Here is a 13,220-nt window from a genome sequence, read left to right on the forward strand (position 1 = left end):
GGCCAGGAGAAACCCATGAGAAAGATCATTGTCGGTGCCTTTATCAGCCTTGACGGCGTCATGCAGGCACCGGGCGGCCCCGAGGAGGATCCGATCGGCGGCTTCAAATTCGGCGGCTGGGTCGCGCCGCTCTTCGACGAGAAGATGGGCGCTGCGATCGGCGAGATGTTTGCAAATCCCTTCGACCTGCTGCTCGGCCGCAAGACCTACGACATTTTTGCCGCCCACTGGCCCTATGCTGACAAGAACGACCCGATCGGCCCGCTCTTCGACCGCATCAACAAATATGTCGCGACCCGCAATCCGGGCTTCAAGACCACCTGGCAGAACAGCCATGTGCTGGGGGCCGATACGGTCGCCGCGGTGAAGGCCCTGAAAGGCGGGGACGGGCCGGATCTCCTGACGCAGGGCTCGACGGACTTCCTCAAGACGCTGTTCGAACACGACCTCGTCGACGAGATCAACGTGTTCACCTTCCCGGTCATCCTCGGCAAGGGCAAGCGGCTGTTCGGCGATGCCTCCTTCCCGCGGGCGCTGACGCTGGTGGCCTCGAGCACCAGCGAAAACGGCATCGTCATCAGCAAATATGCCCGCGCGGGCGTGGTCACCACCGGCTCCTTCGAGTTCGAAACACCGACCGAGGCCGAGCTGGAACGCCGCCGCAACCTCACCTGAGCACGTGGCGGTCTTGACCGTCACCGCCGTTGCCGCTCCTATTCTCCGGTGGTGAACGGGAGGATGGCATGAAAGCGGCGCGGCTGGAGGCGATCGGCGGTTTTGTGGTGCGCGAGGTGGAAAAACCGGTGCCAGGCCCGGACGATCTCCTCGTGCGGGTCGAGGCCGCAGGTATCTGCGGCACCGACCGTCATCTCTTCCACGGAGAATTCCCCTGCCGGCCACCGGTGACGCTCGGCCACGAATTCTCCGGCATCGTCGAAGCCATCGGCGATGCCGTTCGCGATTTCCGGCCCGGCATGCGCATCACCGGCGATCCGAACATCGCGTGCGGCCGTTGCGCACAATGCCGGCGCGGCCGCGTCAATCTCTGCGAAAACCTCCAGGCGATCGGCATCCATCGCGACGGCGGCTTTGCCGACTATGTACTGGTGCCGCAGCGGCAGGCCTATGAACTGCCGCTGTCGCTGCCGCCGGAACATGGTGCTTTCTGCGAACCGCTGGCCTGCTGCCTGCACGGCGTGGACATGGCGGGCATTGAGCCCGGCAGCTCCGTGGTGGTGCTCGGCGGCGGGGTGATCGGCATGCTCACGGTCCAGCTCGCCCGCCTTGCCGGCGCGACCGCCGTCGTGCTCGTCACGCGTCAGGCCGTGCGCCGACAACTGGCCGAGGAGATCGGCGCCACCCATTCCTTCGATCCCGGTACAGGCGATGCGATCGAAGGCATTGCGGGCAAATCCGGCCTCGTTCCCTGCGGCGCCGACGTCGTTATCGAATGCGCGGGGGTGGCCGAAACCATGATGCTGGCGCCGAAACTCGCCCGCAACGGCGGCACCGTCGTCATTCTCGGCGTGATGCCGCAGGGCGAGAAGATCGAGATCGAACCCTTCGACCTGCTGTTTCGCGAGGTGAAAATTCTCACGTCCTTCCTCAACCCGCATGTCCATGGCCGCGCGGCGGCACTGATTGCCTCGGGCACGATCAAGGTCGACCGACTGATCTCGCGCCGCATCGGCATAAACGACCTGCCGGATGCCGTGGCAAACCCGCCGCGCCCCGGAGAGGTGAAAGTGCTTGTCATGCCCGGTCTGAGATAGGGCTCAGGCCAGCCCCTCCTCCGCCACCATTTCCCGAAGCCATGCCGAAAAAGCCGACATGGCCGGCGTGACGTTGCGCGATTGCAGGCATGTCAGCCAATAGCTGCCGAGCGCGACGCTCGTCTTGAACGGTTGCACGACCGCGCCGGAGGAGAGCAGTCGCGAAAACATCAGCGGCGGGGCAAGCCCGACGCCAAGTCCCTGCAACACCGCCTCCATCATGGCGAGCGACGTATCAAAGACGATGGCATTCTGCGGCGGCGGCGTGCGCGGCAAGCCGGCGGCCTCGAACCAGCGGGTCCACTCGTCGCGACGGTAGGAGCGCAGCAGCGTCAGGCCGAGCAGGTCTTCGGGCGCCTTGAGATCACGCGCGACCGTGGGAATCGCCAGAACCGAAAGCGGCGCATCGAACAGCCTGACGGCATCCGTGCCGTGCCAGGCGCCGGCACCGAAACGTACGGCGAAATCGAGCCCCTCGGCGGCGAGGTCGACGCGGTTGTTGTTGGTGGAGAGCCTGACTTCGACGAACGGGTGGCGCTCGCGAAAACTCGCCAGTCGCGGCAGAAGCCAGCCGACCGCAAAGGTGCCCACCGCACCGACCGTCAGGATTTCCCGCACATGGCCGCCGCGAAAGCGCTCCACCACGTCGGCCATGCGGTCGAAGCTGTCGCGCAGCACCGGCAGCAGGCTCTCGCCCTCCGCGGTGATCATCAGCCCGCGCGGCAGGCGCTTGAACAGCACGACGCCGAGCTGGTCCTCGAGGCTCTTCACCTGATGGCTGACGGCAGCCTGCGTGACGTTCAGCTCGATGGCCGCACGGGTGAAGCTCAGATGTCGCGCGGAAGCCTCGAAAGCGCGAAAGGCGTTCAGCGGAAGATATGGCCGAACCATGGCAATGCCCTAGATTTCCTCATGGCTAAGACCAGTATTGATCTTTTGTCAGCCCATCAAGCGGTTGCTATCAAGGTGGCACAAACCACTTGAAATCCGAGGAAACGGGATGGACAAACGTCTTTTCGCCGCCGGCGCCCTGCTGGCTGCAAGCTTCGCGGCACCGGCTGAAGCCCGCATTATTTGTACCATCGTTGCCGATGCCGGCAGCAATGAGGTCATCATGGAAAAGGGCGACTGCAAGAACCGCGTCACCCCCGCCTCCACCTTCAAGGTGCCGCTGGCCGTGATGGGCTACGATTCCGGCTTTCTGGAGAATGCCGAGGAGCCGGTCCTGCCCTTCCTGAAGGGCTACCCGGACTGGGGTGGTGACGCTTGGCGTCAGCCGACGACGCCGAAGCGCTGGATGGAGCTTTCCGTCGTCTGGTATTCACAACGCATCACCGAATTTCTCGGCTACGAGAAGCTGCGCGACTATGCCGAGGCCTTCGACTACGGCAATGGTGACGTGACCGGCGATCCCGGCAAGAACAATGCGCTGGAACGCTCGTGGATCGCCTCATCCCTGAAAATCTCGCCCCGCGAGCAGATCGCCTTCCTCAGGAAGCTGGTGAACCATGACCTGCCCGTCTCTTCCGACGCGATGGATGCGGCGATGAAGATCGTCGAGGGCCGGGAGATCGGCGACGGATGGCACGCGCAGGGCAAGACGGGCATGGCCTATCCTCGCCAGGCCGATGGCAGTTTCAACTACAACACGCCCTGGGGCTGGTATGTCGGCTGGGCAAGCCGTGGCGAGCAAACCGTAGTATTCGCCCGGCTGGTCCAGGACGAGAAGAAACAGGAACCGCGCACGAGCCTTCGGGCACGCGACAGCATTCTCGCGGAACTGCCAGGCATTCTCGCCACGGAGTGATCTAGCGCGGCGGAACCATGCCCAACCCCTTGCGGGCAAGGCCGGAGACGTTGAGTGCGAGCTTGCGCCGGAAGACCGGGGACGCGCCGAGGATGCGCAGGGCAAGATTGCGCAGCGTGCGACCGAAGACGCTGCGCACCATCGCCATCCGCGTCAGGCGATCGGCGAGCGCCAGCACCTCCACCGCAGCCGGGCGGCGCTTCTCCTCATAGAGGTCGAGCGTCGCTTCCGGCGCCTTGCCGTTCAGGACATCGGCCAGCAGCTGCCCGAGCACCACGGCATCGACGATGCCGGTATTCATGCCCTGCCCGCCCGCCGGGCTGTGCACATGCGCGGCATCGCCCATGACGAAAAGCGGACCGGAGCGATAGCGCGAGGCGACGCGGTGATGCACGCGGAAGCGCGAGCTCCAGATCACATCTTTTATGCGGCCCGGCACCGTGCGCGGCCCGCGCGCATCGAGCAGCGCCTGCACGAAGGCGACATCGGGCTCATGCGGCGCATCCTCGACCGGTGCGACGATGCGAAAGTGGCCGCCGGGCAGCGGGGCGACGACGCCCATGCCCTCTGCCGAGAAGAGCAAGGTCACCTCGTCGCTATAGCCCCAGTCCATATGAACATCGGCCAGCACGAAGGAGCCGGCATAGGTCTCGCCATCGAAGGCGATACCGGCCGCCTCGCGCACCACGCTGTGCATGCCATCGCCGCCGATGAGGTAGCGGGCACGGATCACCCGTTCGCCTTCGGCGGTCGCTAGATGAACGGTCGCGCCTGCCGCATCCGTCTCGACTTTCGTCGCCGTCGCGCCGCGAACCACAGAGCCGCCAAGCGCCTCCAGCCGCCCGGCAAGGACAGCCTCCGTCTCGTCCTGCGGAATCATCAGGACTTCCGCATAGCGCGAGGGCAGCATCGAGAAATCGAGCTCAAGCACCGCCTTGTCATGATCACGCAGTGTAAAGTGGATGAGCGGCAGGCCGCGGCGCTCCAGTTCCTCGGTGACGCCGATGCGCTCCAGCACTTCCAGCGTATGGGCATGGATGACGGCGGCCCGCGAGGTGTTCTGACCCGCCGCAAGCCGGTCGACGATGACGGGGCGGATGCCGGCCTGTTGCAGGGTGATGGCGAGCGCAAGGCCCGTCGGCCCCGCCCCGACGATCAGCACATCGGTTTCCTGCGGCAGCATGCTTCCCTCCCCGAATCGATATGCGTCTCTGTGCCTACATGGTTCAGCGAACCCTTGCGAAGCGGGCCAAAGGACCGCCTGTTATATCGCTGGCATGCGGGAGGGGAACAGCCCCTGCACTTTTCCTGTCGATTGCGTGATTTTCGGGGTTCCGCTCCCCCTGTCATTTGCCTATAAGCCGCTTCTAGCCTTGAAAGACCATTTTTGCGCGCCCGGCCCGGTGAACCCATCGCCATGCCGGTTTTTCGCGCACGCGGAAGATTGGATAGAGAGATGCCCAAGCGCCAAGATTTGAAATCGATCCTCATCATCGGCGCGGGGCCGATCGTCATCGGCCAGGCCTGCGAATTCGACTATTCCGGCACGCAGGCCTGCAAGGCGCTGAAGGAGGAAGGCTACCGCGTCATCCTCGTCAACTCCAACCCGGCGACGATCATGACCGATCCGGGCCTCGCCGACGCAACATACGTCGAGCCGATCACGCCCGAAGTCGTCGCCAAGATCATCGCCAAGGAACGTCCGGACGCGCTTCTGCCGACCATGGGCGGCCAGACGGCGCTCAACACCGCACTCTCGCTGAAGCGCATGGGCGTTCTCGACCGCTACAATGTCGAGATGATCGGTGCCAAGCCCGCCGCCATCGACATGGCCGAAGACCGCGCCCTCTTCCGCGAGGCCATGGCCCGCATCGGTCTGGAAACGCCGAAGTCGCTGCTCGCCAACGCCACCGAGATCAAGGATGTCGATCGCAAGGCGCACGAAGCCGAGCGCACCAAGCTGAAGGCCGAGCTTTCGGGCGATGCGCTCGACAAGGCGCTGGACGAGCTGGAAAACCAGTGGAACCTCGGCGAGACCGACCGCAAGCAGCGCTATATGAGCCACGCCATGGCGATCGGCGCCCAGGCGCTCGACGTCATCGGCCTGCCCGCCATCATCCGTCCGTCCTTCACGCTCGGCGGCACCGGCGGCGGCATCGCTTACAACCGCTCGGAATTCTTCGAGATCATCAATTCCGGTCTCGACGCCTCGCCGACGACGGAAGTGCTGATCGAAGAGTCGGTTCTCGGCTGGAAGGAATATGAGATGGAAGTCGTCCGCGACAAGGCGGACAACTGCATCATCATCTGCTCCATCGAGAACATCGACCCGATGGGCGTGCACACGGGTGACTCGATCACCGTCGCGCCGGCCTTGACCCTGACGGACAAGGAATACCAGATCATGCGCAACGCATCGATTGCGGTGCTGCGCGAGATCGGCGTAGAGACCGGCGGCTCGAACGTGCAGTTCGCCGTCAACCCGGCCAATGGCCGCCTTGTCGTCATCGAAATGAACCCGCGCGTTTCGCGTTCGTCGGCTCTGGCTTCCAAGGCCACCGGCTTCCCGATCGCCAAGATCGCCGCCAAGCTCGCGATCGGCTACACGCTGGACGAACTGGAAAACGACATCACCGGCGGCGCGACCCCGGCATCGTTCGAACCCTCCATCGACTACGTCGTCACGAAGATCCCGCGTTTCGCCTTCGAAAAGTTCCCCGGCGCCGAGCCGACGCTGACGACCGCCATGAAGTCGGTTGGTGAAGTCATGGCCATCGGCCGCACCTTCGCCGAATCACTGCAGAAGGCGCTGCGCGGCCTCGAAACGGGCCTGACCGGCCTCGACGAGATCGAAATCCCCGGCCTCGGCGATGGCAACGACAAGAACGCCATCCGCGCCGCCATCTCCACCCCGACGCCGGACCGCCTGCGCATGGTCGCCCAGGCGCTGCGCATGGGCCTGTCGCTGGAAGAGGCGCATGAAGGCTCGAAGATCGATCCGTGGTTCCTGGAGCAGTTCAAGGCCATCGTCGACATGGAAGCCCGCATCCGCGAGCACGGCCTGCCGCAGGACGCCGAAAACCTGCGCATGCTCAAGGCCATGGGCTTCTCCGACGCCCGCCTCGCCACGCTCTCGGGCAAGCGCCCGAAGGAAGTCGCCGAGCTGCGCAACGGCCTGAACGTGCGCCCGGTCTTCAAGCGCATCGATACCTGCGCGGCCGAATTCGCCTCGCCGACCGCCTATATGTACTCGACCTACGAAACGCCGTTTGCGGGCGAAACGCGCTCGGAAGCCGGCATTTCGGATCGCAAGAAGGTCGTTATCCTCGGCGGCGGCCCGAACCGCATCGGCCAGGGCATCGAGTTCGACTATTGCTGCTGCCATGCCGCCTTCGCGCTGAAGGATGCCGGTTATGAAGCGATCATGGTCAACTGCAACCCGGAAACGGTCTCGACCGACTACGACACCTCTGATCGCCTCTATTTCGAGCCGCTGACGGCCGAAGACGTCATCGAAATCCTGAAGGCCGAGCAGACCAATGGCGAGCTCGTCGGCGTCATCGTGCAGTTCGGCGGCCAGACGCCGCTGAAGCTCGCCGAAGCGCTGGAAAAGAACGGCATCCCGATCCTCGGCACCGCGCCCGACATGATCGACCTTGCCGAAGACCGCGACCGCTTCCAGAAGCTCCTGCAGAAGCTGGATCTCGCCCAGCCAAACAACGGCATCGCCTATTCCGTCGAACAGGCTCGTCTCGTTGCCGGCGAGATCGGCTTCCCGCTCGTCGTGCGCCCATCCTACGTGCTCGGCGGCCGCGCCATGCAGATCATCCATTCGGAAGGCCAGCTCCAGACCTACCTGCTCGACACGGTTCCGGAACTCGTTCCCGAGGACATCAAGCAGCGCTACCCGAACGACAAGACCGGCCAGATCAACACGCTGCTCGGCAAGAACCCGCTGCTCTTCGACAGCTACCTGTCGAACGCCGTGGAAGTCGACGTCGACGCGCTCTGCGACGGCAAGGACGTCTTCGTCTCCGGCATCATGGAGCATATCGAGGAAGCCGGCATCCACTCGGGCGACTCCGCTTGCTCGCTGCCGGTCCACACGCTCTCCACCGAGATCGTCGACGAGCTGGAACGCCAGACCAAGGCTCTGGCCAAGGCGCTCAATGTCGGCGGCCTGATGAACGTGCAGTACGCCATCAAGGACGGCACGATCTATGTGCTGGAAGTCAACCCGCGCGCCTCGCGCACGGTGCCCTTCGTCGCCAAGACCATCGGCGCGCCGATCGCCAAGATCGCTGCCCGCGTCATGGCCGGTGAAGGCCTCGATGCGGCGATCGCCGCCTATGGCAAGAAGCCCGACCCGCGCAACCTCAAGCACATCGCCGTCAAGGAAGCCGTGTTCCCCTTCGCCCGCTTCCCGGGCGTCGACACGCTGCTCGGCCCGGAAATGCGCTCGACCGGGGAAGTCATCGGCCTCGACACGGATTTCGCGCTGGCCTTCGCCAAGTCGCAGCTCGGCGCCGGCGTCGACCTGCCGCGTGAAGGCACGGTCTTCGTGTCGGTGCGTGATGGCGACAAGGATCGTGTGCTGACGGCCGTGCGCCTGCTCACCGAGATCGGCTTCCGGGTCATGGCGACCTCCGGCACCGCCCGCTTCCTCGCCGAAAACGGCATCGAGGCGATCAAGGTCAACAAGGTGCAGGAGGGACGTCCACATATCGAGGACGCTATCCGCAACCGCCAGGTCCAGCTCGTCATCAACACGACCGACGGCAACAAGGCGATCTCGGACTCGAAGTCGCTGCGTCGCGCCGCACTGATGCAGAAGGTGCCCTACTACACGACCATGGCCGGCGCGCTCGCCGCCGCCCAGGCGATCAAGGCTCTCAAGCAGGGCCAGCTCGAAGTGCGCCCGTTGCAGTCATATTTCTGAGCCACGGATCTTCCAATCTGTTGAGAGCCGGGCGGTCCCACCGCCCGGCTTTTTTATGCCGCTGGCGCGTGGAACAGACGGGGTTGGTGTCGAATAGGCGGGCAGGCTTCGCCGTCTGAGCCTTGTGTGTGAACGCGATTTCAGCGACGGTAGGACGATGGGGGTCCGGGGCATCCGATGATTGGGACGGCATGGCGATTGCTACGCTTTGCGGTCATGGCTTTGGTCATGGCCGGGCTTGGCACGTCGCTTGCGACCGCAGCGGAGCGGGTCGCCCTCGTCATCGGAAATTCGGCCTACGACCACGCCTCCATCCTGCCCAATCCCGGCACCGACGCCAAGGCAATCGCGGCCGCACTCGAACGTCTTGGCTTCGAAGTTACCCTGCGCACTGACCTCTCCAAGGCAACGTTTGAGCGAGAGCTTGCCGATTTCAGCGAACGCGCCGCCCATTCGGAGCTGGCCCTCGTCTACTATGCCGGCCATGGCATGGAATTGCAGGGCCGCAACTACCTGATCCCCGTCGATGCACGCCTCAAATCCGATCTTCGCGTGAAATTCGAGACGGTTTCGCTGGAAGACGTCCTGTCCGCCGTCGAGAGCGCGAAGGGTCTGAAGCTCGTTCTGCTCGATGCTTGCCGCGACAATCCGTTCCTTCAAACAATGTCCAGTCAGAACAAAACCCGCTCGACGAGCCGCGGCCTCGCCAAGGTCGAGACCTTTCCGGGCGTGCTCGTCAGCTATGCCGCAGCTGCGGGCACGGTCGCTGAAGACGGTCAAGGGCAGCACAGCCCCTATGCGGCCGCCCTGCTCGATCATCTGGAAACGCCGGGCCTGGAGCTCAGCCTGCTCTTCCGCAAGGTTGCCGACGATGTACAGCAACGGACCGACGGCCGGCAGACGCCCTACGAATATGGCCGCCTTCCCGGCACCAGCATCTATCTCAAGGCCCCACAGGAGATCGTGATGCCGGAGAAGAAGGAGCCTGCGGTCGATGCCTGCCGTGACGCGGCCGCCCATTGGACCGCCATTGCCGACAAGGGCGACGAGGACCTTTTCAACGATCACCTGATCCGCTTCGGCACCTGCGCCTTCTCCACGCTCGCCAAGCTGGCCATTGCCGATCTGCGCGCGGAAAAAACGCAACAGGCAGCCGATGCGAAGGCCAGGGCTGAGGCCGATGCCAGGGCGGAAGCCGAGGCCAAGGCTGCTGCCGCCGAAAAGGCGGAAGCCGATGCAAGGGCCGAGGCCACCGCAAAAGCGGAGGCCGACGCAAAAGCCGCCGCTGCCGCGAAGGCCGAAGCGGATGCGAAAGCGGCGGCCGCGAAGGCAGAAGCCGACGCGCAAGCCGCAATCGCCAAGGCCGATGCAGAGGCCAAGGCCGCCGCGGAGGCGGAAGCCGAGCGTCTGAAAAAGCAGGAGATAGAGGTCGCCGCCCTTTCCCAGGAAACCGAGAAGAAGCCGGCGCTTCTGCCCGATGAAAAGCGCGACGACGCGTTGCAGGTCACCAGCGAACCCGCCCCGACACAAGAGGAATTGGCACGCGCCCAGCAGAAGGAACTCGACCGCCTCGGCTGCGAGCCCGGAACGCCGGATGGCAAATGGGGCCGGCGGACGCGTTCGGCGATGGAAACCTTCAATCGCGAAACCAAGCTCTCGTTCGAAACCACGGCCGCGACCATGGCGGCGCTCGACGCCATGAAGATGCGCAATGGACGCGTCTGCCCGCTCGTTTGCTCACCTCTCGAGAATAAGGTTGGCGATCAGTGCGTGGCAAAGACATGCCCCTCGGGTCAGGATCTCAACAGCAGCGGCATCTGCTTCACACCGAAGAAGGCGGAGCCGACGAAGATCGTGCGCGAGAAGAAGGAAAAGCCCGCCAAGGCCCGCACGGCGACGCGCGAAAAGCCCACGAAGGAGCGCCCGGCCGCCCGCACCGCGAAGACGAAGCAGCGAGTCGTTGCCGAGAAGCAGCCAACCGTCGTGGAAAAGAAGCAGATCCAGAGGAAGACAGCCCCGGCAACAGGCAACTGCATCGTCATGACCTTCTGCGATCACTGACGGTAATTTCGGCCTTCGGTATGAGGCAAATCGCCCAAGGTCGCACGGCGCTGCGCGCGCTGTTTTGCAGAGTGCAGCAGCTCGAGAGTGTTCCAGCACCTGTGGGCGCATCGCAGCCTGCGGCAAAAAAACTGGCTTTTGGCGGCCGCACTCTGCTATAAGGACTGTTCAAACGCTTTCGACGGTTCCGGGGATTTTTCTCCGGAGACCGTTTTCTTTTGCGTTCACGCAGGTGAAAGCTTGCGCGGCGCGGTCTGAAGGACGGGATAAAATGGTTGAAAAGGTACCGATGACTCACGGCGGTTTCGTCAAGCTGCAGGAAGAACTGCGCTGGCGTCAGCAGGAAGAGCGTCCGCGAATCATCGAAGCGATCGCCGAAGCGCGCGCCCATGGCGACCTTTCGGAAAATGCCGAGTACCATGCCGCCAAGGAAGCCCAGAGCCACAATGAAGGCCGCATCACGGAGCTCGAAGACTTCGTCGCGCGCGCCGAGGTCATCGACCTCTCGAAGATGTCCGGCTCGAAGATCAAGTTCGGCGCCAGGGTGAAGCTCGTCGATGAGGACACAGAAGAAGAGAAGGTCTACCAGATCGTCGGCGACCAGGAAGCCGACGTGAAGCAGGGCCGCATCTCGATCTCCTCCCCCATCGCCCGCGCTCTCATCGGCAAGGAAGTCGGCGACTCGATCGAAGTGAACGCCCCCGGCGGCTCCAAGGCCTACGAGATTCTCGACGTTACCTGGGGCTGATCGTCGGTTCCATGCCGATCGTAAAGGACATGCGGGACGTCCAAGTCATCGCACCGAACTTCAAGCGCCGCCTGTCTGGCGTCACGTCCACGATCATCCAGCTCGTTCCGGTTCAAAACAGGCTGGGGCAGAACGTCGTGACGCTTGGCAGCGGCCTGCCGGACACATTGCCCAGGATGCGCTGGCGCGATCTGCCGGCGCTCTGGTCTCGGGGCCCACGCGTCTGGCATGCGCGCCGCAACATCGAAATGCTGTTCGGCCTCGTGCTGCGCCATCTGCTGCGCATGAAGCTGAAACTCGTCTTCACCTCGGCCTCGCAACGCCGTCACACCGGCTGGACGAAGTTCCTCATCTCCCGGATGGATGCCGTCGTCGCCACGAGCGCCCGAACCGCCTCCTATCTGGAGGTCCCCAACACCGTGATCATGCACGGCATCGATCCGCAGCGCTTCGCGCCGCCAGCCGAAAAGAGCGCGGCAAAGACGTTGCTCGGCCTCGATCCCGCGCAAAACTATGCGGGCTGCTTCGGCCGCGTGCGCCACCAGAAAGGCACGGACCTCTTCGTCGACGCGATGATTCGCCTCCTGCCGGAACAACCGGAATGGTCGGCGATCGTTGCCGGCCGCGCGACGGCGCAGCATGTCGATTTCGAGAACGGACTGAAGGCACGTGTGCGGGAGGCGGGGCTTGCCGATCGCATCCTCTTCGTCGGGGAACATACCAACATCAACGCGTGGTACCGTGCGCTAGACCTGTTCATCGCTCCGCAACGATGGGAAGGGTTTGGTCTCACGCCGCTGGAGGCGATGGCGACAGGCGTTCCCGTCGTGGCCACGAATGTCGGCGCCTTCAGCGAGATCGTCACCCCGGACACGGGCGACGTGGTGTCCGCCGATGACGTCGAGGCGCTTGCGCAGGCCGCGAGGACCTATATGGGCGACGCCACATTGCGCCGGCACGCCGGCGAGCACGGCCGGCAACGGGCGGAAGCGCATTTCAGCATCGAGGGAGAGGCGGCGGCTCTCGGGCGGGTCTACGCCGGGGTAGATCAGGCGTGAGCACGAGCAACACAGTGGCGACGTTCTGGTACGGCGCGCCCTTCGGCCCCATCGAGCAGGTCAGCGCGCTGTCGATGCTCGACGCCGGTCACAAACTGGTCGTTTATACGCGCGGCACCATCGACGGTGTTCCCCCGGGCATCGATGTGCGCGATGCCGCCGAGATTCTGGATACGGGTGATATCGTCCGGCATCGCAAGACCGGCAGCGTCGCTCTCTACTCCGACCTGTTTCGCTATGCGCTTTTCAACAAAACGGACCACACCTGGGTCGACCTCGACATCGTGGCCCTGCGGCCTCTGCCGATGGATAAGCCGTACCTCTTCGGATACGAAAGCGCGGATGAGGTGAATGGCGCCGTTCTACGCCTTCCCAGACAATCCCCAGCGCTCGCCGAGCTTTCGAAATTTACTGTCGATACGCGCGGCTATCCCCCTACATTGCAGGGTTTGCGCCGCTTGAAATACGTCGCCAGGTCCTTTGGCCGGGGATTGCCGATATCCCAGTGGCCCTGGGGCTCTCTCGGCCCCCGGGCGCTGACGCATTTCCTCGGGAAAACCGGTGAGATTTCGAATGCCCTCGGCATCGAAGCGTTTTATCCTGTGCCGTTCCAGCAAGCCGCACGTTTCGCGACGCCCGACGATCTTTCGCTGGACAGTTTCCCTGAGCCTGTCCTGGCAGTGCATCTGTGGGGAAAGGCGCTCCGCCAGCACATAAGCGAACACCATGGCGGCCGCGTTCCTTCGGGGTCGTTTCTTGAAAAGGCCGCCAATCACTATGCCACACGTTTTGATTTCGACATTTCTGTCCTATTTTAGATGGCCCCGCTGCCGAC

Annotated in this window: 10 protein-coding genes; 8 read left to right on the forward strand and 2 right to left on the reverse strand. The window is 63.9% G+C overall.

Features of this window, described 5'->3' with window-relative positions; all coding sequences use genetic code 11:
• Positions 1-15 precede the first annotated feature (15 nt).
• Together MUU55_RS04700 and MUU55_RS04705 are read left to right on the forward strand one after the other, a co-directional pair.
• A complete protein-coding gene (locus tag MUU55_RS04700; protein ID WP_244759588.1) occupies positions 16-675 on the forward strand; it encodes a dihydrofolate reductase family protein in 660 nt (219 codons plus the stop codon).
• A gap of 68 nt (positions 676-743) precedes the next feature.
• Entirely contained in the window at positions 744-1,772 is a 1,029-nt protein-coding gene (locus MUU55_RS04705; RefSeq protein ID WP_244759589.1) for a zinc-dependent alcohol dehydrogenase family protein, read from the forward strand.
• 3 nt (positions 1,773-1,775) lie between these two features.
• Here the strand turns inward: MUU55_RS04705 and MUU55_RS04710 are convergent, their stop codons facing one another.
• Positions 1,776-2,663 (reverse strand): LysR family transcriptional regulator, encoded by an 888-nt coding sequence (locus tag MUU55_RS04710; protein ID WP_244759590.1) that lies wholly within the window; start codon positions 2,661-2,663, stop codon positions 1,776-1,778.
• A gap of 109 nt (positions 2,664-2,772) precedes the next feature.
• Between MUU55_RS04710 and blaOXA the strand changes: the two genes are divergently transcribed.
• A complete protein-coding gene (gene blaOXA / locus MUU55_RS04715) occupies positions 2,773-3,579 on the forward strand; it encodes a class D beta-lactamase (protein ID WP_244759591.1) in 807 nt (268 codons plus the stop codon).
• Between the two features lies 1 nt (position 3,580).
• Here blaOXA and MUU55_RS04720 read toward each other — a convergent pair whose 3' ends face one another.
• Entirely contained in the window at positions 3,581-4,762 is a 1,182-nt protein-coding gene (locus MUU55_RS04720; protein WP_244759592.1) for an FAD-dependent oxidoreductase, read from the reverse strand.
• Positions 4,763-5,035: 273 nt separating this feature from the next.
• On the opposite strand from MUU55_RS04720, the gene carB reads away from it, so the two are divergent.
• The 5 genes from carB to MUU55_RS04745 all read left to right on the forward strand — a co-directional run bounded on the left by carB (position 5,036) and on the right by MUU55_RS04745 (position 13,203).
• On the forward strand, positions 5,036-8,518 hold the full coding sequence (gene carB / locus MUU55_RS04725) for a carbamoyl-phosphate synthase large subunit (protein WP_244759593.1): 3,483 nt from the start codon (positions 5,036-5,038) through the stop codon (positions 8,516-8,518).
• A gap of 177 nt (positions 8,519-8,695) precedes the next feature.
• Positions 8,696-10,579 (forward strand): caspase family protein, encoded by a 1,884-nt coding sequence (locus tag MUU55_RS04730; RefSeq protein ID WP_244759594.1) that lies wholly within the window; start codon positions 8,696-8,698, stop codon positions 10,577-10,579.
• Positions 10,580-10,850: 271 nt separating this feature from the next.
• The gene (gene greA / locus MUU55_RS04735; RefSeq protein WP_244759595.1) at positions 10,851-11,327 is read left to right on the forward strand and encodes a transcription elongation factor GreA; all 477 of its coding nucleotides are present in this window, start codon (positions 10,851-10,853) and stop codon (positions 11,325-11,327) included.
• Positions 11,328-11,338: 11 nt separating this feature from the next.
• On the forward strand, positions 11,339-12,385 hold the full coding sequence (locus MUU55_RS04740; RefSeq protein WP_244759596.1) for a glycosyltransferase family 4 protein: 1,047 nt from the start codon (positions 11,339-11,341) through the stop codon (positions 12,383-12,385).
• A complete protein-coding gene (locus MUU55_RS04745) occupies positions 12,382-13,203 on the forward strand; it encodes a hypothetical protein (RefSeq protein WP_244759597.1) in 822 nt (273 codons plus the stop codon). Before MUU55_RS04740 ends, MUU55_RS04745 begins: the two co-directional genes overlap by 4 nt.
• The last annotated feature ends 17 nt before the right edge of the window (positions 13,204-13,220 follow it).

It is taken from the genome of Shinella curvata, from assembly GCF_022899935.1.
Taxonomy (GTDB): Bacteria; Pseudomonadota; Alphaproteobacteria; order Rhizobiales; family Rhizobiaceae; genus Shinella; species Shinella curvata.